This window comes from Paenibacillus sp. FSL P2-0121 (genome assembly GCF_037975345.1).
Classification (GTDB): domain Bacteria; phylum Bacillota; class Bacilli; order Paenibacillales; family Paenibacillaceae; genus Paenibacillus_AQ; species Paenibacillus_AQ odorifer.
The window spans coordinates 485,283-508,643 of sequence record NZ_CP150245.1; the positions used below are offsets into that span (position 1 = coordinate 485,283).

Annotated in this window: 21 protein-coding genes; 15 read left to right on the forward strand and 6 right to left on the reverse strand. The window is 45.7% G+C overall.

All coding sequences use genetic code 11. The features are described 5' to 3' along the window. Nucleotides 1–76: 76 nt before the first annotated feature. The 6 genes from MKY54_RS02135 (at nucleotide 77) to MKY54_RS02160 (ending at nucleotide 5,072) form a co-directional block, all read left to right on the forward strand. A complete protein-coding gene (locus MKY54_RS02135) occupies nucleotides 77–751 on the forward strand; it encodes a response regulator transcription factor (RefSeq protein WP_339189301.1) in 675 nt (224 codons plus the stop codon). Further along, nucleotides 748–2,175, forward strand: coding sequence for a HAMP domain-containing sensor histidine kinase (locus MKY54_RS02140; RefSeq protein WP_339189303.1), 1,428 nt, complete (start codon nucleotides 748–750; stop codon nucleotides 2,173–2,175). Before MKY54_RS02135 ends, MKY54_RS02140 begins: the two co-directional genes overlap by 4 nt. A gap of 70 nt (nucleotides 2,176–2,245) precedes the next feature. After that, complete coding sequence (locus MKY54_RS02145; RefSeq protein ID WP_038568451.1) at nucleotides 2,246–3,157, forward strand: ABC transporter ATP-binding protein; 912 nt, start codon at nucleotides 2,246–2,248, stop codon at nucleotides 3,155–3,157. Next, the gene (locus tag MKY54_RS02150) at nucleotides 3,154–3,870 is read left to right on the forward strand and encodes an ABC transporter permease (protein WP_076124588.1); all 717 of its coding nucleotides are present in this window, start codon (nucleotides 3,154–3,156) and stop codon (nucleotides 3,868–3,870) included. The genes MKY54_RS02145 and MKY54_RS02150 overlap by 4 nt, the downstream gene beginning before the upstream one ends. 1 nt (nucleotide 3,871) lies before the next feature. Beyond that, complete coding sequence (locus tag MKY54_RS02155) at nucleotides 3,872–4,606, forward strand: ABC transporter permease (protein WP_076307937.1); 735 nt, start codon at nucleotides 3,872–3,874, stop codon at nucleotides 4,604–4,606. A 100-nt stretch (nucleotides 4,607–4,706) separates the two neighbouring features. Continuing rightward, nucleotides 4,707–5,072: a metalloregulator ArsR/SmtB family transcription factor gene (locus MKY54_RS02160; protein ID WP_036682656.1), complete on the forward strand. Its 366-nt coding sequence runs from the start codon at nucleotides 4,707–4,709 to the stop codon at nucleotides 5,070–5,072. A 452-nt stretch (nucleotides 5,073–5,524) separates the two neighbouring features. Here the strand turns inward: MKY54_RS02160 and MKY54_RS02165 are convergent, their stop codons facing one another. Next, complete coding sequence (locus MKY54_RS02165) at nucleotides 5,525–6,286, reverse strand: CPBP family intramembrane glutamic endopeptidase (protein WP_076124584.1); 762 nt, start codon at nucleotides 6,284–6,286, stop codon at nucleotides 5,525–5,527. A gap of 264 nt (nucleotides 6,287–6,550) precedes the next feature. On the opposite strand from MKY54_RS02165, the gene MKY54_RS02170 reads away from it, so the two are divergent. Both MKY54_RS02170 and MKY54_RS02175 read left to right on the forward strand, forming a co-directional pair. Then, nucleotides 6,551–8,794: a heavy metal translocating P-type ATPase gene (locus MKY54_RS02170; RefSeq protein WP_076307936.1), complete on the forward strand. Its 2,244-nt coding sequence runs from the start codon at nucleotides 6,551–6,553 to the stop codon at nucleotides 8,792–8,794. 180 nt (nucleotides 8,795–8,974) lie between these two features. Beyond that, nucleotides 8,975–11,017 (forward strand): methyl-accepting chemotaxis protein, encoded by a 2,043-nt coding sequence (locus MKY54_RS02175; RefSeq protein WP_254848740.1) that lies wholly within the window; start codon nucleotides 8,975–8,977, stop codon nucleotides 11,015–11,017. 99 nt (nucleotides 11,018–11,116) lie between these two features. Here MKY54_RS02175 and MKY54_RS02180 read toward each other — a convergent pair whose 3' ends face one another. The 3 genes from MKY54_RS02180 to MKY54_RS02190 form a co-directional block, all read right to left on the reverse strand. Continuing rightward, nucleotides 11,117–12,079, reverse strand: coding sequence for an L-lactate dehydrogenase (locus tag MKY54_RS02180; RefSeq protein ID WP_339189306.1), 963 nt, complete (start codon nucleotides 12,077–12,079; stop codon nucleotides 11,117–11,119). Nucleotides 12,080–12,478: 399 nt separating this feature from the next. Then, entirely contained in the window at nucleotides 12,479–12,979 is a 501-nt protein-coding gene (locus MKY54_RS02185; protein WP_339189308.1) for a cytochrome c biogenesis protein CcdC, read from the reverse strand. Between the two features lie 207 nt (nucleotides 12,980–13,186). Continuing rightward, nucleotides 13,187–13,447 (reverse strand): GlsB/YeaQ/YmgE family stress response membrane protein, encoded by a 261-nt coding sequence (locus MKY54_RS02190; RefSeq protein WP_036682650.1) that lies wholly within the window; start codon nucleotides 13,445–13,447, stop codon nucleotides 13,187–13,189. A 250-nt stretch (nucleotides 13,448–13,697) separates the two neighbouring features. Here MKY54_RS02190 and MKY54_RS02195 point away from each other — a divergent pair, with 250 nt between their 5' ends. After that, a complete protein-coding gene (locus MKY54_RS02195) occupies nucleotides 13,698–14,747 on the forward strand; it encodes a lactonase family protein (RefSeq protein WP_280753301.1) in 1,050 nt (349 codons plus the stop codon). 129 nt (nucleotides 14,748–14,876) lie between these two features. On the opposite strand, the gene MKY54_RS02200 is transcribed toward MKY54_RS02195, so the two are convergent. Then, on the reverse strand, nucleotides 14,877–17,144 hold the full coding sequence (locus MKY54_RS02200) for an alpha/beta hydrolase (RefSeq protein WP_248549105.1): 2,268 nt from the start codon (nucleotides 17,142–17,144) through the stop codon (nucleotides 14,877–14,879). 387 nt (nucleotides 17,145–17,531) lie between these two features. Between MKY54_RS02200 and MKY54_RS02205 the strand changes: the two genes are divergently transcribed. The 4 genes from MKY54_RS02205 to MKY54_RS02220 all read left to right on the forward strand — a co-directional run bounded on the left by MKY54_RS02205 (nucleotide 17,532) and on the right by MKY54_RS02220 (nucleotide 20,935). After that, nucleotides 17,532–18,659, forward strand: a complete 1,128-nt coding sequence (locus MKY54_RS02205) for a sulfate ABC transporter substrate-binding protein (protein ID WP_036682645.1) — start codon at nucleotides 17,532–17,534, stop codon at nucleotides 18,657–18,659. Nucleotides 18,660–18,752: 93 nt separating this feature from the next. Then, nucleotides 18,753–19,601 (forward strand): sulfate ABC transporter permease subunit CysT, encoded by an 849-nt coding sequence (gene cysT / locus MKY54_RS02210; protein ID WP_076124574.1) that lies wholly within the window; start codon nucleotides 18,753–18,755, stop codon nucleotides 19,599–19,601. A 128-nt stretch (nucleotides 19,602–19,729) separates the two neighbouring features. Then, nucleotides 19,730–20,593, forward strand: a complete 864-nt coding sequence (cysW, locus tag MKY54_RS02215) for a sulfate ABC transporter permease subunit CysW (RefSeq protein ID WP_076101318.1) — start codon at nucleotides 19,730–19,732, stop codon at nucleotides 20,591–20,593. Nucleotides 20,594–20,710: 117 nt separating this feature from the next. Beyond that, nucleotides 20,711–20,935: a YezD family protein gene (locus MKY54_RS02220; RefSeq protein WP_076101319.1), complete on the forward strand. Its 225-nt coding sequence runs from the start codon at nucleotides 20,711–20,713 to the stop codon at nucleotides 20,933–20,935. A 655-nt stretch (nucleotides 20,936–21,590) separates the two neighbouring features. On the opposite strand, the gene MKY54_RS02225 is transcribed toward MKY54_RS02220, so the two are convergent. After that, nucleotides 21,591–21,899 (reverse strand): hypothetical protein, encoded by a 309-nt coding sequence (locus tag MKY54_RS02225; RefSeq protein ID WP_036682636.1) that lies wholly within the window; start codon nucleotides 21,897–21,899, stop codon nucleotides 21,591–21,593. 179 nt (nucleotides 21,900–22,078) lie between these two features. On the opposite strand from MKY54_RS02225, the gene MKY54_RS02230 reads away from it, so the two are divergent. Both MKY54_RS02230 and MKY54_RS02235 read left to right on the forward strand, forming a co-directional pair. Then, complete coding sequence (locus MKY54_RS02230) at nucleotides 22,079–22,492, forward strand: GNAT family N-acetyltransferase (RefSeq protein WP_339189314.1); 414 nt, start codon at nucleotides 22,079–22,081, stop codon at nucleotides 22,490–22,492. A gap of 231 nt (nucleotides 22,493–22,723) precedes the next feature. After that, nucleotides 22,724–23,356, forward strand: a complete 633-nt coding sequence (locus MKY54_RS02235) for an NAD(P)H-binding protein (protein ID WP_076306498.1) — start codon at nucleotides 22,724–22,726, stop codon at nucleotides 23,354–23,356. The last annotated feature ends 5 nt before the right edge of the window (nucleotides 23,357–23,361 follow it).

Consider the following 23,361-nt stretch of genomic DNA (forward strand, 5'->3'; position numbering starts at 1 on the left):
GGGTAGGAGGGCTGTTTGATGTGTTATAATGACTTCAACTTTTTAGGTATTCATATCGGGGAGGAGCTAAAGCTACATGAGCGTTACTCTGTTATATATTGAAGATGATCGTGAAATTGGCAGTGTAGTGTCTGCTGATTTAAGCGAAAGAGGATATAGTGTCCGCTGGTTACGGAGCGGCGAAGGAGCGATGGAAGAAGCCGGCGCCTGCCAACTGGCTATTCTCGATGTTATGCTACCAGGTCTGGACGGGTTTACGATCGGGCAACGTTTGAAACGTTCTTACCCTAAGCTGCTCATTTTGATGCTCTCCGCCCGGACCTCGATTGATGATAAGCTGCAAGGTTTGGAGTTCGCAGATGATTATTTGACCAAGCCTTTTCATCCGGATGAATTGGCCGCTCGAATCGAGGTGCTGCTCCGAAGGAATGGGGCATCTGTTCAGGATTCACTCACACTTAAACATCTAGTCGTATATGAAGGGGATAACCGCGTGATGAATGCTCAGACTCAGGAAGAAATCATGCTTACAGGTAAGCAATTTCAGATTTTTTCCTATTTGCTGCGTCATCTTAACCAAATTATGACGAAGGAGCAGATCTACGAGGCCGTGTGGGGTGAGGCTTATATCGAAGGGGATAAAACTCTGATGGTACATATTCGTTATTTGCGTGAAAAGCTGGAGCTTGATCCGGGTAATCCGGAAATTATCGAAACTGTCCGTGGGATCGGCTACCGGGTAAGAGCATGAGAGGATTAGAGCGCATTCGCAAGAAACGTAATTCCTCCTTGTTATCAGGGTATTTGCTAATTATCGTATCTGCACTGCTATTTATCCCTGTGGTCCTTCCGTTGTCTTTTGTTGGCTACAATATTCTTAACGAAGTGACCAAAGGTGCCCCGCCTGTAGATACATCCCTGTATTCGAATATTGCACCGCTGGAGACTATGTGGCATAAAGAGGCACTTCACTTAGAAAATGCTTCTTCGGAAGCCATAAATCAGCGGCTGATTGAATTGAGTCGAAAATACACCGAGGCTACTATGTTTTGGGTAGACGGGCAGGGAAAAACCCAGTTGATTCTCACGCCTGAAGAAGGGGATAAGGATAAGATTTACCCTGAAGTTCCTGATCAGTGGACTGCGGCTGAGGCTATTTCATTTATGAAAGAAAGTACGAATCGTGATCCATTAGCCATCGTTGCTTTCGTGGGGGACAAAGTGGAGGCAGACAAGGGATTTATGGTGATACAAATTCCAAGCAAGCTGCTGAACAAAGGGGCTTATGGGGGATTAGGGGCTTGGGCTTGGTATAACTTTGTGTTATTTACCCTTTTTGGAGGGTTCGCTCTGGTTTCATGGATGTTCTTTAGAAAAATTCGCAAACGGCTGCTGCAACTGCAAACCGCGATGACGATCACAGGCCCGGATAGAATGCCTAAGTCTATAGTGACAGGAAAACTGGACGAGATCGGTCGCCTGGAGGAAGCTTTTAATACGATGGTAACTAAACTGGATGAAAGCCGACGCAGGGAAATAGAAGAGGAAGAGTTGCGTAAGCGTCTAGTCTCGAATTTATCTCACGATTTACGCACACCCCTAACCGTCATTCGCAGCCATATCCATGTTATGACCAAAGAGGATCTGACCTCAAAAGGTAAGCAGTCCTTACAGCTTATGGATGAGCGTATTGCGGATCTTAGCGTCCTGATCGAGAATCTTTTATCTTACAATCTGCTCAATAGTGGACGGGTAACCTTAAAGCTGGAACGTAAAGATGTTTTACGCTTGTTACGGGAAAGTGCGGCTGCTTGGTACCCCGTATGGGAAAAAGAGGGCTTCGATATTGATATTAACCTGGAAGCCGAACCGCTATTCTGGAGGGTGGATGAGGTCTGGTTCCGCCGTATTCTCGATAATTTGTATCAAAACATTGTACGACATGCCAGCAGCGGGCATTATGTCGGGATCTCAACGGAGCAACGTAATGAACAACGTGCCATAATTATTGCGGATCATGGTCGAGGCATTCAGAGTCCATCCGATTACAAGGGGGCAGGTTTGGGATTGTCTATCGTCGATCTTTTGATGAAGCATATGGAGCTGGAATGGGTTGTGGAGAGCACAGGCAAAGGCACTTCTATTGTAATCTTTGATCCGCGTCGTGAAATTTAAACAAAACTTAAACTTGGCACTTCCTTGTTCTTAACCTTGGGACGTTATGCTGTATACCGAGGTGAAGAACATGGAAGAAACAGTGATTAAAACTAAGGATTTATTGAAAAAATATCGTGGCCGGGCTGCGGTAGAAAATTTGAATTTAAATATCCGTAAGGGAGAGATTTATGGTTTTCTGGGTCCTAACGGAGCTGGGAAAACTACAACAATCCGTATGCTGCTTGGCCTAATTACACCGACATCTGGAAAAATTGAAGTGTTCGGCCAGGATCTTCGGAAGAATAAGCTGCAAATTTTACGGAAGGTAGGGTCGCTTGTCGAATCCCCCTCGTATTATGGGCATCTGAGTGCTGTGGACAATCTCGAAGCGATCCGCCGCATTCTGGATGTTCCGAAGTCACGAATCGCTGAAGTGCTAGATATTGTTTCTCTAACCGGGGAAGAGAGACGTCCGGTCAAAGGGTTCTCCCTCGGGATGAAGCAGAGACTCGGTATCGCAGCTGCCTTGCTAGGGAATCCAGAGCTGCTTATTCTGGACGAGCCAACGAACGGACTCGACCCGTCAGGGATTCAGGAAATTCGTGGGCTTATCAAACGTTTGCCACAGGAACAAGGAATTACGGTTGTAGTATCCAGTCACCTGCTTAGTGAAATTGAACAAATGGCAGATACCGTGGGTATTATTCGCCAAGGGCAAATGGTATACCAAGATACAATAGCTAATCTGCAACAACAGGCTGCTGGCGAGATACGCCTTGCGGTTTCGGAACCAGAGTCTGCGTTACGTCTTGCTGGAGGCCGGGGGTATGAAGGGACACTACAAGAGCAAAAACTGATTTTTTCAAGAATGAACGATGCAAGAGTAGCGCTGCTAGTCAAGGCTTTGGTAGAGAATGGGCACGCTGTCTATCGTGTAGAGGAGCGGAGACAATCGCTTGAGGACTTCTTCCTACAGGTTGTGGGAGGCGGGGAATCATGATGTGGCGGGCGTTGTCAGCGGATTGGCTTAAAATCCGCGGCAAAGGAATTTGGTTTCTAGTGTTTCTGGGACCGATTGGTCTAGTAGCCATGCAGGGCCTTAACTTTGGCCTTCGTTATGATTATCTGCGTCAGCAGTATAGCGCGGATTTATGGGGAGGACTTCTGGATAATGTGTCCGGGTTTGTGCCCACAGCTCTTTTTCTGGGAGGCACTTTAGTATGCTCGTTGATTGCAAATGTCGAACATCAGATGAGTTCATGGAAGCAGCTCTTGGCACTGCCTATCTCTCGTACCTCAGTGTTTATGGCTAAGTTAATGCTCTGTCTGCTGCTAGTGGCAGTTTCCTGCTTGTTGCTCTCAGTGGGGATAGTTGTTTTAGGGCTTATTTTGGGCTTCAAAGCGGATCTTATTCCTTATGTGGATGTAGTGCGGATTGGCTTTATGTCCTATATTGCGGCTCTGCCGGTCATCGCGCTACAGCTGTGGCTTTCCCTGGCTAATCGTAATCAGACACTGCCAGTTGCCCTGGGGATTACATTATCTTTGACGTCATTTTTCTCCATGTTCCTTTCGGAGTGGGTGCCTTTAACATGGCCATATTTGGCGTGGGACTCCTCTAATCGCCTTTTGTTCAGCGGTGCGGGTCTGCTGCTGGGAATGCTGGTGTTTTTGCCGGGTGCAGTGCATTTCGCTCGAAAGGATGTGGATTAAGATGATGTCATTTTGGAGAGTATTGTCCTCAGAGCGATTAAAAATGTCTAAATCATATGTTTGGCTTTTAGTCATAGGAAGTCCGGTTTTATCACTGGTTCCCGGATTGTTATCGGATAATCAAGGTGAGAAGATGTCTTGGGAGCTGCTGTTAAGTGTGATGTCAATGATGCATGCTTTGCTGTTTCTGCCTGTGCTTTCAGGCATTTTTGCGGCCCTGATCTGTCGTTATGAGCATCATGACGGCGGTTGGAAGCTATTGTTGTCTCTGCCTGTAACCCGGTTGTCGGTGTATCTCTCAAAATATGTGATGATCATCGGATTGCTGGCTGCTGTGCAAGTAACGTTCCTCGTTATGGTGCTGGGAATGGGCTTGTTCCAAGGGGCTCCAGATCCAATCCCTTGGGCGCTACTGCTAAAATCAGTATTTGGCGGCTTTGTAGCCTGTCTACCTCTCGCCGCATTGCAGCTGGCGATCTCGCAAAGCTGGAGCAGTTTTGGCGCACCGCTGGCGCTGAATGTGAGTCTGACCATTCCCAATATACTGATCGCTAATTCTTCAACCTACGGTCCCTATTATCCTTGGGTACAGCCGTTGTTGGCCATGAGTCATTATGGTGATGACGGATTTGGTGCCTTTAATCTGCCTTTAGAGACACTGATGATGATAGTGGGAGGAAGCTTGATTGTCTTTTTTGCCGCAGGACTAATCTCCTTTTATCGTAAAGCAGTCTAATTCACAATCAGAGGCTATAAACTCCTCCTCAATGGACATCCCGTGCTGTTTTTCTTATAATTAAAGAATATAATTAGCTAAGATGGAGGAGGGCGAGAGCATGGAGCCAACGGCATTAGAGGACTGCGACAATACATGCAAGGGTTCAGAGCTTGAACCGGAATCCATTGCATTGATCCTGCCAGACCGTGGGATTACTGATAAAATGGCAGAAATGTTCAAAGCGTTGGGTGATCCAACACGAGTGCGGCTCATTTACGCTTTGTCACAGCAAGAATTATGTGTACATGATTTGTCCGTGATCCTTGATATGGGCCAATCTGCGATATCCCATCAGCTCCGTTATTTACGGAATCTACGGATCGTGAAGCGGCGTAAAGAGGGGAAAACGGTATTCTATTCGCTGAACGATGCGCATGTGGAGCAGATCTTTTTGCAGACCCACGAGCATGTCCGACACGAATAGCTAGTTGCAAAAAAAGAGGGACTCCAGCAGCCATTGAATGGCTTTTGGGAGTCCCTCTTTTTATTATGCCGACGAGTCCCAACCATCCACTACGGCTTACGGACCCAGCTGACGTTATTTGCACAATAATCGCTTTTTGAGCAGAGTTGCGGACCTCAGTGCAGTTATTCTTTAGAAAGAGGTCTTATTTTGCTCTTTTTCATGCCAATAGCGCCTATGGGGTCCGATAATATGCTAAACCGGGGATAATACTGCTTTTAGTGTCAATTGGGTCCGTTAGCTGTGTGGTTTGCGACAAATATTGCTCTAATGAAGCTAAGTGGCATCTCAGCTTAACTAAGTAACATCTCAACTAAACTAAGTAGCATCCCAATTAAACCAGGCTGCGTCGGGGTTAACCAATGCGTTTAAATCCACTGAAGCCTTGTATTTCGAAGTAAGGATTTAGCTTATTAGCTGGCTTGATTTAGGTTCTTCGTTAGGTTTGGTTTTCTAAAGGACAACACTAGCCAGACACATTGCACAGCAAGCACTAGCAGGATAAATAGATCGATTCCCATGTATTCACTCGTATTATCGTTGCCCACAAACTGAATTAAATTATGTATAAAGTGAAAGGATATCAGCGGAAGAATATTATTATTTTTTAGCATCAACAAGGCTAGCGCAAAACCGATCAGAAGCGCATATACGAGTTGTAGAAGAATTTGTGTGATATCTGTGCTGGATAATGCATTAAGTAAGTGGGTAATAGAGAAAAGAATACTTGAAGTGATCACTGCTGTTTTAGCCCCTTTAGGAAGCAAGGTCTTAAAAATCAAACCGCGATAGATACTTTCCTCCACAAAAGCGACCAGCAGGGTGAAGAAGATAAAGAACAGTACCTCAGATGCACTGATCTCACGAAATCCCTTAAAGGATATGGTAATCAGGACCACTACTAGCGGGGCATAATAGATCCAGTTGCCCGAGGATATGGTGTTTAGAGGTCGGAAGCCAAGCGTGCTCCATTTGCGCTTAACTGTAAAGTAGATGATGAGTACAAGCGCGATTGGGATGAAGGAGATAAGTACAGGGGCGGTGTACGCAAGTTCCTTAATTGTTGCGTAAGCCCCGGCGGCAGTTACGGCTACAAGTAATAACACCTCGATAATAACTACGCTCCAAATAGGGTGTTTCTGTGAAAAAGAAGACGTTTTGGCTAGCTTTGACATGTTCTAAATTCATCCCTTCTGTGTAAATCATTTGCCCATCGAGCTTCATTGATAATGGGGTCATTCGTATGTAAGAAACTTACTTTGGGTCATACATGATTTTACATATTTTCACGTAAAGGTCAATTGATTTAATTTTTAAGATAATGTAGAAAAATGGTGTATATCGCGTATTGACCTTGAAATATAAAGGGAATATAATAGGGCTAAGATAACATATGAACAAGTGCTCATATATGGTTTTTATTTGAGGAGATGTGCCGTATGGATACAATGCAAGGAAAATTAAAACGTCAGTGGGAATTAGAAGGCTTGGATTGCGCCAATTGCGCGATGAAAATTGAAGATAAGGTGAAGAAGATTGAAGGTGTATCGTCTTGTTCCGTTAATTTTGTAACAAAAACAATGACGTTGGAAACTGCCGCAGGGTATGAGGAGTCAGCAATTGTAGAAGCGAAGAAGACGGTGAAGGCACTTGAGCCCCACGTAAATGTGAAAGAGAAGGTTGGGGGCAATCACAAGGCGCGCAATAGTGGCGCTCATGAACATACGCATGATCACGAGCATGGTCATGAGCACGGCCATCAAGCTGCTGGACATCATCATGGTCATGAGGATGCTGAAGGTCATGGTCATACTCACGAGCACGGGGAAGGTGATACACGCAAAATATTGCTGCGGTTAGGCGCTGGTGGAATTCTTGCTCTAGCTGGGATATTCCTGCCCGTGAATGGAGTAGTTGAATTGCTGATCTTTTTGGCAGCCTATCTTATCGTGGGTGGTGAAGTTGTCTGGCAGGCGGTTAAGAACATCATCCGTGGCCAGGTGTTTGATGAGAATTTCCTGATGGCTCTGGCAACTATCGGTGCATTTGCGATTGGTGAGTATCCAGAGGGCGTGGCAGTAATGCTGTTTTACCAGATTGGAGAACTGTTCCAAGGTCTGGCTGTGAATCGTTCACGCCGATCTATTACGGCACTTATGGATATTCGCCCCGAGTTTGCCTATCTCAAGCTTGGAAATGATCTGAAGAAGGTCTCACCTGAGGAAGTAGCCATCGGAGATTTGATTGTTGTTAAACCCGGTGAGAAGGTACCCCTTGACGGAACAATACTTGAAGGTAACGCCATGATGGACACATCTGCACTTACTGGTGAGTCGGTACCACGATCAGCTGGTCCAGGAAGTGCGGTGTTAAGTGGTTTTATTAACCGGAACGGCGTAATTACTGTGCAAGTTACTCAGACCTTTGGAGAATCGGCCGTATCCAAAATACTGGAGCTAGTGCAGAATGCATCAAGCAACAAAGCTAAAACGGAGAACTTTATTACTAAATTTGCACGTGCCTACACGCCTGTAGTAGTGATCACAGCAGTCCTGCTGGCCGTCGTTCCTCCACTGCTGATCAGTGGTGCAACTTTTTCGGATTGGATTTACCGTGCACTTGTATTCCTCGTAATCTCTTGTCCTTGTGCGCTTGTGGTCTCGATTCCACTGGGATTCTTCGGAGGGATTGGTGCAGCTTCACGCAGCGGTATTCTGATTAAGGGAAGCAACTACCTGGAAGCCCTAAATGATGTGAAGGTAGTTGTCTTTGATAAAACAGGAACGTTGACCAAGGGACAGTTTAAGGTTACGGGGATTTATCCGTCGGGTGGCAAATCTAAGGATGAATTACTGCGGACAGCCGCTTATGCGGAGAGCCATTCCAATCACCCGATCGCTGAGTCGATTCGGACGGCTTATGGTGAACAGATTTCTAAGGAAGCTATCTCGAATTACAATGAAATCTCTGGTCATGGTATCGAAGTAACTATCGAAGGCAAGACCGTATTTGCAGGTAACGCACGTCTGATGGAGCGTGAGGGAATTGCTTATGAGGTCCCAGAGCAGAGCGGTACAGTTGTTCACATAGCGGTAGATCATCAATATGAAGGTTATCTGGTGATCGCTGATGAAGTGAAGGAGGACTCACTGCAGGCCATTCAGCGCCTCAAAAAGCTGGGTATACGCAAGACGGTGATGCTGACAGGTGATGCTTCCGCCGTAGCTGAAGATGTAGGGAAGCAGTTAGGGGTAGATGAGGTACACGCAGAGCTTTTACCACAGCATAAGGTAGAGGCCATCGAGAAGCTGGATCGTGATAAGTCTCCACGCGAGAAGATTATTTTTGTCGGAGACGGAATTAATGATACTCCTGTACTGGCTAGAGCCGATGTCGGCATCGCTATGGGAGGACTTGGTTCCGACGCTGCCATTGAAGCAGCAGATATTGTAATTATGACCGATGAGCCTTCGAAGATTGCTGTAGCTATCGGAATTGCCAAGCGTACTCGAGCCATCGTATGGCAAAATATTATTTTTGCTTTAGGTGTAAAAGCTATATTCCTTCTGCTCGGTGCATTTGGGATTGCCACGATGTGGGAGGCAGTATTCTCAGATGTAGGGGTAACCGTACTTGCCGTACTGAACAGTATCCGAGCTTTAAAAGTGCAAGACGAGGGTTAAGAATCTTTGGTGTTTAAATAAATGATTTCAACAAAAGTAAGCTTTAGGATTCCGGTTTTAGGGGTCTTAGGGCTTATTTTTTTTATTCTCCAGCAAAGAATTTGTCTATTTTTGCCGATATAGAAGATATATCCACATCAGGAGATATTATAACAAATGGAGTGAGGAGGCTATTTCATCGTGAATGAAAATGAAATGAAAGGAAACAAGATGAAAAAAATGAGAAAAAATGTAACGAAGAGAAAAGCGACGTCAATTCAACTTAAGTGGTCATCTGTTATATTAGCTATTGCAATCGTGCCGCTCATGGTGGCGACCATATTTTTACTTGATTATTTCGGCAATGTCACACGCACAGACAGCGAGCAAATGGCGCAGGACACCATTAATACGAACACATTCCGGATGGATGAGTGGCTATCCAATAAAACCTCGTCCGTAAAGGATCTGGTATCCCAGCATCCTGAGTTCGATTTTACAAATCCGGCAAGTATCTTCCCTGTGATAGAAGTGCTGGAGGAAAGTGACAGTGAGACAGAAGGTTACAGTGTCATTAGTAAAGACGGCCAGTTAACCAATATGATGAACATGACCGCAAATGTAGCAGATGCGAGCTATTTCTTGAAAGCGAAAGAAACACATGCGCCTGTGTTGGGGGAAATGTCCTATCTGGAGCAGCTTGATAAATATATCATTCCAATCGTAGTTCCTGTCATGGATAAGGATAAGCAATTTATGGGAGGTATTGTCTTCTCAATTACTCCTGAAGTTCTTGCCCAAATGAGTAATGAAATTACTATGGCGGATACCGGATTTGGATATGTAATCTCAAATGATGGCATGTATTATACTTATCCAGACGTCAGTCGTATGGGCAAAAAAATTACCGATTACGCTAAAGAGCCGGCTCTTCAGAAGGTCGTTGACAAGATTTTGAGCAACAAAGAGGGGTCCGAAACTTATAAGGGCGAAGATGGTAAGAAAGTCATTACATACTTTAAGACAATTCCAGATACTGATCTGAAGCTTCTTGTAACAGTGCCGGAGAAAGAGGTTTTTGCTAAAGTGACCTCTGCACAAAGAACAGCAATGTTCATCTTACTGGCAGTTATACTTGTCATAATTTTTGTTTCACTGTACCTTACTCGTCTTATCGTTAGACCCATTAAAGCAATTTCCTCGACTATGAAAAAGGTGGCAGAGGGTCATCTGAATGAGAGGGTTAAAGTGCAGTCCGGAGATGAGATCGGCGAGATGAGTCAAAATATCAATGATATGATTGAGACACTCTCCGGTATTGTCAACAAGATTGATACAACAGTAGTGGAGGTTACTTATTCCTCAGAAGGAATGCTGAAATCGGCTCAACGTTCGTCCTATACTTCAGCAGAGGTTGCCACAGTTATCCAAGAAGTAGCTCAAGGAATGGAAGAGCAATTTAGAGGCTCCGAGCAATCCGCAAGAGCAACGGAAGAGATGGCCGTAGGTTTGCAACGTATTGCTGAGTCCTCTGCAGCGGTATCAGATCAGGCTGAGACGGTCAACTCAGAAGTAGAGAGTGGCTATTTGGAAATCCAATCTACACTGCAACAGATGGCTGTTATCAGTTCCACAGCTAATCAGACAGCCGAGATGATTGGCAAATTAAGTGAGCAATCGGAACAAATCGGACAAATTGTGGATGTAATTTCTGAGATATCCAATCAGACAAGCTTATTATCTTTGAATGCTTCTATTGAGGCTGCCCGAGCTGGAGAACATGGTCGTGGCTTCGGTGTAGTTGCGAATGAGGTGAAGAAGTTAGCAGAGCGGACAAACAGCTCCATCATTAGTATAGTGGAGCTAATCGGCGGCATTCAGTCTTCAACAACAAGTGCAGCGGATTCCATGAAGAAGAGTATTGAGGAAATTGGCGATGGAATGGGGAAAATGCAAAACGTCGGTGTTTCCTTTGATCATATCCGTTCTTCGATCCGTGAAGTATCGTCGCAAATACAGGATGTGTCAGCAATTAATGAAGAGATGTCAGCTGGCACGGAAGAAATAACGGCTTCTATATCCGATATGCTCGGAATAGCTAAAGAATCTGCTGAGAATGCTCAGGCGGTCTCCTTAGCTTCAGCGGAGCAGACAGAGATTATGAAGGATGTCGTGTCCTCCGCGGAATCACTTAATGAAGTGATGTCTGTGCTGAAAGAAGAAATCGAAAAGTTTAAAAAGTAGGAGATAAACTGAGATTCATCTCCTATAATACAAAAAATCGCTCTCTGGGAGCTGGCGGGTGATCTCACCAATTCCCAAAGTAGCGATTTTTTTTATGAATTAAAGGCTGTCTTCCAGCTGTAGGCTCTCGATGCCTGCACGTACAATGTTGCAGGAGTTGTTCAATTTCTGGGTTTCCTCTGTATTTAAATTAAGCTCCAGCAGCTCTTGAATCCCAGTGTTGCCTATGATGGCGGGCACGCCCGTGCATACACCGCTATGTCCGTACTCTCCATCCAGAATGGCCGATACGGCGATAATTTTGTGCTCATCATTCAGGATCGAACGGGTAATGTAGGCAAGTGCGCTGCCAATCCCGAAATGTGTGGAGCCTTTGCGGGTGAAAATTTCCCAGCCGGCATCTTTTGTCTTGCGGGAGATATCCTCCAGATCTAAATGCGGGAACCGCTCGCGATGCTGATCTAAAATTTGCAGAATAGGCTTGCCGCCAATTGTTACATGGGACCAAGCTACAAATTGAGATTCGCCATGTTCACCTAAGGCGTAGCCATTAACACTACGCGGGTCAATGGAGAACACATCGGAGAGCAGGGTTTTTAGGCGCGACGAGTCAATGGAGGTCCCGGTACCAATAATTCTGTGGCGAGGCAGACCTGATATTTTCCAGACCATATAAGTGACAATATCGACCGGATTAGCGGCGACTACGAATATTCCATCAAATCCCCCAGCCATGATGTTGGTAATGATTTCTCGAGTAATAACCGCAGAGGCTTCCAATACGTCAAGTCGGGTCTGCCCGGCTGTTGGATTAGCGCCAGCGGTTAAGATAACTACATCCATTTTTGCACAATCGCTATAGGTTCCGGCATACACCTTTGTGCGTGTGCTTGTGAAATCCATACAGTGCGAGAGATCAAGTGCTTGTGCCATAGCCCGATCATAGGTGCGGTCGATCATCATAATTTCGTCGCAAATGGCCTGATTAACCATGGAGTAAGCACAGCTTGAACCCACCATTCCGGCCCCGACGATGGCTACTTTTCTCGATTTACTTTTCAATTGCCTTGTCCTCACTCTCTAAAAGTTATACGCAGTATAGGCTTCCAAATGATATTTATTTCAGCATTAAGGTCTTTTGGAAGCTTATCGTTAGGTATGCTTATAGTTTAACGTATCCCTTCGCAAGTTACCTGACATCGGACTTACAAAGATTATATTTTTTCTGTTTAATGCTGAATAAGTGACATGATGAGTTAGATATTTCAGGAGATCTATCCCTATAGTGTATGTAAAGTACTTAAAGAGGATGTAATAAGAGGATGGCTAATTGATGTCAGAAAAGGGTGTAAAGTAGAAAAAAGCAGAGGAGAACATAAGCTTGAGTTACAAGAGGTAAGAAGTCATCTCAAGGAATCGGGTAAGAACCCTGAGATGGCTTCTTAGGATTATTATTGATAATCATGGCTGCGGCAGCAGACTCCCCGAGGAGGTCATAGCCTTATAACGCTTGAACATAAAAAATCTCCAATGAACAATCATGCCGAAGGCTAAAATAAAGAACAAACCACCGGACTGTGGAATAGACACATAACGGTTAATAAATTCATGGAGTAAAGTGCGGACTAGAAGAAGTCCGAGCAGGATAAACGCAAAGCTCTTGGAGCGTTGAGCGTAAATTTGTCCATCACGTTGTTCAAAGTGGGTGCTGCGTATAAGAGGATACGCGAAGATGAACCAGCCAATCAAAAAGGCGACTGCCGCCCACCATAATGGGAATCTGACCGCAGGTGCCGCAAACATGGCAAAACCCGTCGACATACCGAGAGGTGGAATCCATATTTTTCGAATGGTAACCGGACGTGCGCTTGCTTTTAGACGAATGAAAATAACCATCAGCGCCATGAACAAAGCCCCTAATGTGGAGCCGATATGTAGAAGCGAGGGGTTTATGTTACCCATGATACACGACCTCTCTATGATTTCAGTCACTTGTATCTTCATTATAACAGAAAAACGATGGCAAAACATTGAAGTGTATTGGCTCCATCCCCGCAACAATTCCAGCAGAGGAATTTTTTCTTAAAGGAACGATACATACAAAAATCCCCGCCAGAGCATACTCTGACGAGGATTTATTGATGTGAATATTATTATCTCAGCCCAGACTTACGAACGGCTGCGTCCACTTGTCGAGCGAAGAATAAGGCTCACGATAAAGATCAGCACAACGGCACCGATCAAAGAAGGGAAGAAGTAGAAATCACTTACTTTAGGTCCCCAGCTTCCCAGAAGCACGCCACCGAGCCATGAACCGATAATACCAGCGATGATATTACCGATAACACCACCAGGAATATCTCTGCCCATAATCAGACCAGCCAACCAACCAATAACCCCACCAACGATTAACATCCATAGAAAACTCATGTTACTTCAACTCCTTCGTTTTGTTGTTTGCGATGTCTACTATTAACCTTTGTGACCATCTTTAAACCACATGGAAAAACTTACTTCTTCCGGAATGGTTAGGAAGTAGGCTCTAAATGCAGTTTCGATAATGTATTACAACTATAAACATGCTATAGTGAAAAAATATTATAAAATTATGAGTAAACCCCTATTAGTAAAGGGTAAGTAAGAAGTAATACAATACATAAAAGATAAAGGAGCCACTATTATGGAACGGGCTAATGAGGCATTGTTTTATGTAGGAACGTATAACTCTGAGAACGAGAAGGCGATTCAGTTATGTGCGCTTAGTCTTTTGTCGGGGGAAATGAGAATTCTTGAGGGTACCGAGGGAATTGAGAATCCATCGTTTTTAGCTGTGAATAAAGCAGGCAGCGTGTTGTATGCAGTTAGTGAGAAGGATCAAGGTGAGGTTTACGCATATGCAATTGATCCCGCAACTAAAGCGTTGAAATCACTTGGAAGTCGTCCTACGGAAGGTGGCGCTCCTTGTTATGTCTCCATTAGTCCTAAGGAAGATTACATATTCGTCTCCAATTACTCGGGAGGCAATGTTAATGCTTTTCCTGTAAATGAAGATGGTTCGCTTCAAGAGATGTCCGACCAAGTAAAACATGTGGGTTCAGGTATTCGTGAAGACCGTCAGGAGGCTCCGCATCCGCACTCTGTCATTCCGGACGCAAGTGGTAGACATGTGCTGGTGTGCGATTTGGGACTGGATCAAATTGTGATCTATCGCCCTGAAGAGGGCAAACTGGTAAAACATCGTGAGCTTAATCTGCCACCTGGTTCAGGTCCACGTCATCTGGCGGTGCATCCCTCTGGACAATGGATCTACCTGGCGAATGAACTGAATTGTACAGTAACGGCATTTGCTAATGATGAACAGGATGCAAATCTAAATATTTTACAGCATCTTAGCACGCTTCCTGATAATTATACTGCCGGTAGTGACGATACAGCTTCCGATATTCATGTCTCCCCTTGTGGCAGATTCCTGTATGTCTCCAATCGGGGACAAGACAGTATCGCCCTGTTCCATATCGATGAATTAACGGGTCTGCTTGAAGCAGTGGATTGGCAGGGTACCGGCGGGCGTACTCCGCGTAACTTTGCAATTATTGGGGATAAGCTGCTTGCTGCTAATCAGAATAGTGATAATATTACCTCCTTCTCCATCGATAGTGAGAGTGGCAGATTAATCCCTACAGGAAATGAATTGGAAATGAAGTCACCTGTTTGTGTGCAAGCGTTGTAGGCTGAGACTAGGTTATTGTATGTCGTAAAAATAAGGGCTATTCCCGTAATCCATTCATTTTTTCGTGAGTGGAGGTTGGGAATAGCCCTATTTTGCAAATGAAGACCTAAGGATAATAGCAAGTGATTTTTAAAATGTATTTCGGATACCTAAATCGTAAAAACCGATGTCATCCAGCATGATCCGGTCGCCTTCTTCATCAAGATAGAAGGTGATTTCCGTCAGGTTGTCAGGATCCAGCTCTGGTTCTTCCTCTTGAAATTGTTCGAACGGCATCTCGTAGGTTTGAAATACAGCTTCGGAAAGGTCACCGTATTTGCCATCGTTTATCCGCTCTTCAAGCCATGGGAATAACGTGAACTGAGTTTGTGGAAGCGGCAGTATGTCCATTACTTCATCCAGCGTCAAGCGGGCTGAGGTATCATTATGGTCAGTTAACTCCACCTCAACCTTTGGAGGTAGTGGAACATCCATTTCTTCACTAAGGTCACCATTCAGATTTGCCATAGAGAACGTAAGGCCATCTGCCCCTAAAAGAGCAGTTTCAGTACGGACACTGTCGTTAAGCTTAATGTTGTAATAAGCTTCTTCGTTTTTGCTGGCTGTGCGTTCAAGGACAACACCATAGGTGGCTTTGCTTTTTGACTCCCGGTCTTTAGCCAGCTCTTCTGACCAAGAAACACCCGATGCTTCTGCTGTTCCCAGTTCTACTGTGTTTTTGTTACGGTCATCGTCGAATGTGGCTACAGGACGATATCCCCCGCTTTGGAATCGATTGTAGTAGGCGGTATCTGGTAACCACTTCAGCCCGCTGCGATAATCCCGGAACAAGCTTTGGTATTCCTCTTTTTCATGCAAGGTGGTCTCCAAGAAAGCTGATACATAGACCTTAGCGATTTGCCGTTGTTTGTCTGCATCCATGATTTGTGCCCGATTTAAGAAGAGTCCAGCTGGCAAGGTCTGATCATACCCGCCCCAATCGCTGTTGAATTGACTGTGATTGGCGTCCGCAATATACAGTGAGCTTTTGAAAGCAGACGATCCTTGGGAATAGGAGGTACGTATATACTGCCGATCACCATAGAAATCATGTACATCTCCATCGCGGGCTCCCTGCAGGGTCAAATAATTGATGTCTTTGAGACGGGCTTGCTGGTCATCTATCGTTTTGTCCGTTGGTGCAAGCGCGATTACAGAGGTTATATTAAAGCGATTAACTGCCGCCATCACCGGATCATCCTTGAACCAACGAGTGGCATCCGCGGCCATAGCTACGGCTTGTCCTCCGCGGCTATGGCCGAGCAGGGCGGTTTTTGTGAAATCTATTTTCTGATAAAAAGGACTGCCCGGATCATCTGAAAAATCTGCTAGCTGCTCTAAATGTTTCAGTAGGATCCAAGTCCGTACTTTAAAATCATTGTCTGGAATGCCGGACCAAGCAGAATAATTCAGGAAATTCTCATCGAGCGAGATCGCAATAAATCCCCGGCTTGCCAATAGTTCGCCGAGATAAGCGTACCCGCCATCAGAGTAATCTTCCATCATATGGTTGCCGTGCACCATCAGTACTACTGGATATGGACCTTCGCCTTCTGGCATCCATACGCGACCATTCAAGGGAAGTGCCTTATAATCGAAACCCCAGAATAAAGTGCGCAGCTTTGACCAATCCTTAATATAAGCAGAAGCATCGGCCGTAGAGGATATCAAGCTTGTATCCTTACCGTATTCGGCACGATGTAGATCGGTACCACTGGCATAGGTGAAGGTCTGATAAGCTAGATTACCTGGTTTTCCAGGATCGGAGGCTGTAAGTGGAACAACTTCCGTATCGTTGATGTCGACCGACTCTGAAATAGGCAGTTCTTGCACTCCGCTTGCCAGCGCAAGTGGGGAAAAAGTCACTGCCACTGTTAGCAGAAGTCCTAGTGTTATTCTTTTGCTGCGGAGCAGGCCAATGGCTAATCCGCCTAGTGCTCCTAGCAGTGCAAGCACGACCGCAATGACAACCGCAGCCTCAATCTCAAAATCCGCATAATATAAGATTAGTAGAATAGCTCCAAAATCACTCAATACACAGCCTGCGAATAATCTTGGGATACGCAGTCCGGTCAACGCTAGCAGAACAGCCAAGATATTGCCGGAAATCGCCAGCAGGACAGTGCCTGCACCTGCAGCAAGAGCGATATCGGTAGGTTTACCTAATCCAGTAGGAATGCCTAACACGGCAGTACTAAAGGCTAAAAAGCATACTATCCACAGACCGGCTATAGCTGTTCTCCAAACTGCTGTATCGTAACGGTAGGTTCCCCTAATTCTTCGTCCAATTTCTTGAGCCATACGTCTGTGGAGCCGCGGTTTCAACGGCGCAGGGACGTACTCTAAATCCATACCCATGACTCTCTCCCCTGACATAAAGCGGTAATTTCTCTTAACCCATAAGCTGTAGCAATAATATTACTTTATAGCATCAATAACAAGTGGATCTTACAGGAACCGACCCCATAGCTTGTATGGTGTGGTGTGTGTGAGTTTTCTTTGACATAGGCTGGAAAAAAAGGTTTGACACAGTTAAAGGGTTTCAGTATTATATCCATATAAACCAACTAAGTAGATAGGAATAATTGAAGAAAGTTCTTACCGTACGAACGGAGGAACGCCTGCATTAGGCTCGCAGACACGGTCTTAGGACCGGTTTGACCTGCCATACGTAGGCTTTCCTCCGTTCTTTTTGTGTTACCCAAGGGTTTGTCTGGTACGAAAAAACATGGGGGAGTGGAAAAGATGAAGAAAAAGATGAATAAAGGGCTTCTTGTAGGGTTTAGCTTGTTGCTGACGGCAGGGCTTACTGCTGCTTGCGGCAGCAATAACAATAACGGCAATAGTGCTAGTCCGGCAACAGACGCACCAGCAACAACCAATTCAGCGGAGGCCACAAATGCGGCTGAAGCCACCAAAACTCCATCTAAAGATCCAGTAGAACTACTGAACGTATCTTATGACCCTACTCGCGAATTGTACGAGAATTATAATAAAGCTTTTGCTGCCTATTGGGAGAAAGAAACAGGACAGAAGGTCACCATTAAACAATCCCACGGTGGATCGGGGAAACAAAGCCGTGCTGTGCTTGATGGCCTGGAAGCGGATGTTGTGACATTAGCACTTGGTTATGATATTGATGCCTTGCAGGAAAAGGGACTGATCAACGAGGGCTGGCAAAGTAAATTCGATCATAACAGCTCACCATACACCTCGACTATCGTGTTCCTTGTACGCAAAGGGAATCCGAAAGGAATCAAGGATTGGCCAGATCTGCTCAAAGAGGGCGTAGAGGTTATTACACCAAACCCGAAAACATCAGGTGGAGCACGCTGGAACTACTTGGCGGCTTGGGGTTACGCACTAGACCAGAACAATAACGATGAGGCTAAGGCTGAGGAATTTGTAAAAGAACTGTTCAAGCATGTGCCAGTGCTGGATACCGGTGCGCGTGGATCTACGACAACGTTTGTGGAGCGTGGAATTGGTGATGTGCTGATCGCATGGGAGAATGAAGCCTATTTATCCGTGGAAGAGCTGGGACCGGACAAATTTGATATCGTGAATCCTTCGGAGAGTATTCTGGCTGAACCGCCAGTAGCTATAGTAGATAAGGTTGTGGACAAAAGAGACACGCGTGAGGTATCTGAGGCGTACCTGAAGTATCTCTATAGTGAAGAGGGACAAAAAATCGCGGCTGAGAATTACTACCGTCCTACATTAGATAGCGTGAAAGAAGAATACAAAGATAAGTTCCCGGAAATCAAGCTGTTCACATTGGCTGACAAATTCGGAACCTGGAAAGAAACGCAAGAGAAGCATTTTAATGATGGCGGGATCTTTGACAAGATTTATGTGCCGGGTGCCAAATAACAGATGAATGAAATGCAGGATATGATTATTGAGATTTGTCCCGGTAGGGGCTGATCGGCTAAAAGGCCGAAGGCGAGAAAGGATGAATAGGGGATGAATGTCACCACTACGGCTGCACCAGCAGCAACGCGGCGCAAAATACTGCCCGGCTTCGGGCTGACGATGGGCTACAGTGTATTATATCTGAGTCTAGTGGTTCTACTGCCACTTTCGGCGTTGCTGTTCAATTCTACAGGTCTGAGCTGGGCGAAATTCTGGGATGTAGCTACGGACCCGCGGGTATTAGCTTCGTATCGTGTGAGCCTGTCGACAGCTGCTGCCGCCGCTTTTGTAGATGCAATTCTAGGTCTTTTGCTGGCGTGGGTACTGGTACGTTATGAATTTCCGGGCAAAAGAATATTTGATGCGCTGATCGATCTCCCGTTTGCCTTGCCGACAGCTGTAGCCGGTGTCTCCTTGACGGCGCTCTATGCAGGCAATGGCTGGATTGGGTCTTGGCTTGAGCCGCTGGGATTAAAGGTGGCATTCACTCCGCTCGGGATTACCTTGGCTTTGATGTTCATCGGCATACCGTTCGTTGTCCGGACGGTGCAGCCGGTGCTGGAGGATTTGGACAGAGATATGGAGGAGGCTTCGGCAACCCTTGGCGCAGGCCGCTGGAGAACCTTTCGTTCAGTAGTTCTGCCTGAGCTGTTTCCGCCACTGCTAACAGGTTTTGCTCTAGCTTTTGCTCGGGGCATCGGTGAATTCGGCTCCGTCGTGTTCATCTCCGGTAACATGCCGATGAGGACGGAGATTGCTCCGCTGCTTATTATGTCTAAACTGGAGCAATATGATTATGCCGGAGCTACCGCCGTTGCCCTGCTATTGCTCCTCATCTCTTTCTTAATGTTACTTGTTATTAATACACTTCAGCGCTGGGTTCGTAAGACTTCTCGTTGAGGGTAATCGCCGTGACAGCAGACGTCCGAACATGTTCAAACTTACTCGGAGACACTCGATATCTGCCGTTGATATTGAATATTCCAAGCTATCTTGTCTTCGTAAAACCCTTTAAAGGAGGAATAATTTTGGCCGGTACTGTCCCTCTCCATACCCCCCGGCTACAAAAGAATGCGTCCTCGTCCGCGACAACGGAAACCCCAATTGTAAAATGGGTGTTGATCGGAGCGGCTGGGCTAGTCCTTTTTTGGCTGATTGCTCTGCCATTAGTTGTTGTGTTAACCGAGGCACTTAAAAAGGGCTGGGACGTATATATTGCTGCCCTGACTGATCCGGATGCCCGCTCAGCGCTGCGATTGACGCTGCTTGTTGCGGCGATAACTGTGCCTCTGAATACCTTTTTTGGTGTAACAGCGGCGTGGGCTGTAACCAAGTTCCGTTTCCGCGGCAAAGGGTTTCTGATCACCTTGATTGATCTCCCTTTTGCAGTCTCGCCAGTCATCGGCGGCCTAATCTTTGTACTCGTCTTCGGAGCAAACGGATGGTTTGGCCCTTGGCTGAGCGCCCATGATATTAAGATCGTATTTGCGCTTCCGGGTATCGTGCTAGCCACGTTGTTTGTGACGTTTCCTTTTGTAGCGCGTGAGTTAATCCCGCTGATGGAGGATCAGGGTACACAGGAGGAAGAAGCGGCAATTACACTCGGCGCACATGGGTGGCAAATCTTTTTCAGAGTCACGCTGCCTAATATTAAATGGGGGTTACTATACGGCATTATTTTGTGTAATGCGCGGGCCATGGGTGAGTTTGGTGCGGTTTCTGTGGTGTCCGGGCACATCCGTGGGGAGACGAATACGCTGCCGCTGCATGTTGAGATTTTGTACAACGAATATCAATTTTCAGCATCATTTGCAGTAGCTTCTTTGCTCCTGTTATTGGCTTTGGTAACGATGATTATTAAAAGCTGGTTGTCGCGAAAAAATGCCCATTGACATGACTTTTAGTTCCATGCTAAGTTAATCCATAGTATACTGGTTGGTAATAACGGAATTGAGGAAAAAAGGAATTTAGGCGGATATAATCCTTTGGTGAGAAAGGGAGGCTAGAGAATGGCTAAACCGCTGAAAGTGGACGATTTATGGCTTACGCGGATTGCAGGACTTCTGGATGATATGGAATTTGGCTCATTGCATATTGTAGTGCATGAAGGTCAGATTGTTCAGATGGAGCGTACGGAACGCAAACGGTTTGAGAATAGCAGTGGCAACGCAAATGGACGTTATATTGGTGAAAGCGGCAGCCGGCGGGCCGATTCTCAATCGGCGGGACGTTGATTCAATCTCTGGGCAATCATAAAGGTATATATCATCTTTTTGGATAAAAGATTATGGAGTTGTCACATAAGCCACGAAATGGCTGCTGGGGCAACTCCTTTTTCTTCGTATGCTTGATATTTGGCACGTATGACGCACCATATGACGCACCCCATCGGACTCAGTTGACACTAAACGCAGTATTATGCCACATTTGCCCCGCTAACGGACCGCATAGCCGCTATTGGCATAAAAAACACCACATATGGACCTGATTCTAAGCAATAACGTCCCTGGAGTCCGAAACCACGCTTCAAAAGCTGAAAAGGTGCAAATAACGTCATCTGGGTCCCTAGGTCGCAGGGAATGATGATTGTTGAAGCAGACCGCTCATGAGTAAGAACACAGCAATATGTCATCTGGGTCCGCAGGTCGCCGGGAATGATGATGATTGTTGAAGCAGACCGCTCATGAGTAAAAACACAGCAATATGTCATCTGGGTCCGTAAGTCGCAGGGAATGATGATTGTTGAAGCAGGCCGCTCATGAGTAAAAACATAGCAATATGTCACCCAGGTCCGTAGGTAGGTCGCAGAGGATGATCTGTCTTTTTACGACTTTTACAAATGATTCGGCCCGTGGGATAGCTACATATTTTGATGACGCAGTACGTTTGTTAATAACGAGGGGCTTGGCGTGAGGCGGATACGCCCTCCATCAACAGGATGAACGCAGTAATGGCGTGCATAATCCAACCAACGATCGGAATAAAAGCTAAAATCGAGGTGATAATGCCCAGAACGTTCCCCATGAATGGTTTATGTTCTCTTTGCAGCACAACAACGGCTACAGCATGAAGCAAAAAGGCAATGGCCAAAGGGACCCAACCATTAGCAATGATAAAGAGTCCGCCAATCAACGGCAGAGCCAGAAAAGCTTCATAAAGGCATGTTCCCCATTTAAACAGCTTGGCTACAGGAGACATAATGCTTCACCCACCCTTTTAAAAATATTGTTACAGATACTATTCCACACAGTCAGTAAAGGAATTCAAGAATATAATGCTTATCCCTCAGTTTCAAAAACATCCCTAGCAGTGAGCCTTGCCTGTGAACCATGCAGTCGTATATAGTGGGAACAGCAATGCTGAACGGAGGAGTGCGGATGGAAACAACAAGTAAGCTTGATATACGCCATGAACAGCCTTCAGTGGAACAGTATTTGGCGCTGAGAAAAGAAGCTGGGCTGAGTGAAATGAGTGTGGAAGGTGCAGCGATCGGTTTGCCTCGTTCTATTTTTGCGGTAATTTTGTATGAGGAGAATAACCTAATCGGGATGGGGCGGGTGATTGGCGATGGGGGATGCTTTTTTCAGGTCACAGATATTGCGGTCAAGCCTTCACATCAAGGACAAGGTTTGGGAAAGCTGATCATGCGGGAAATCAGGGAGTTCCTTAATACTGTACCGGACAAGGCTTATGTAAGTCTGATTGCAGATGGAGAAGCCTCGAAGCTCTATGCACAATATGGTTTTGAATCGGTTATGCCACGTTCTCAGGGAATGTTTTTGCGTTGCTAAGCTAAGGCAAATTCATGCTGCTTTTTTAGTAGAGAGTGCCCCTTGTATTGGTTAAGGGGTTTTTGGTCTGGAAGTGGAGTAGTAGGCGCCGTCTGGTTTCGATCGGATTTGAGCGGATAAATAATGTTTAAAGGCTGTAAGGGAAAGCTATTCAGATGAGCATCAAAAAAATAATTGAGCAGGAAGGCTGCACGATAATGGCCTTGCTCGTAGAATGTGAGGAACAACAAGATGGATGTTGTAATATTGGGCGCTTCAGGAACGATTGGAAAGGCAATTGTACAGGAGGCATTAAAAAGAAAACACGAAGTAACAGCTGCGGTACGCAATCCAGAGTCAGTAACTCTCGAACACGAGCGTTTACATGTCACAACGGTGGATATTCTTGATCCGGCTTCAGTAGCAGCTGCGGTCCGTGGCCATGAAGAGGTAATCAGTGCTTATGGACCAGGAGCGGGCCACGAGCAGGATCTGATTACGGCGGCAAAAGCGTTGGTGGAGGGTATGCAGACGGCAGGGTTAAATCGGCTGTTGGTTATTGGAGGTGCAGGTAGCTTAAAGACTGAAACTGGAGAGCTGCTGATGAATACACCGGATTTTCCGGAAGAGTTTAAACCAGTTGCAGAGGCGCATGCGCAGGCTTATGAGATTTACAAAAATACAGAATTGGATTATACGTATCTCAGTCCTGCTGCGGTAGTTCATCCAGGTCGTCGTACAGGTCATTTCCGCATCGGATTGGACCGTCTTATTCTAGATGAGAATGGTGAAAGCAAGATTAGTGTGGAGGATTTCGCTGTAGCTATGGTGGACGAGCTGGAGGAAGGGAATTTTAGTCGGGCCAGATTTACTGTCGCTTACTGATATCA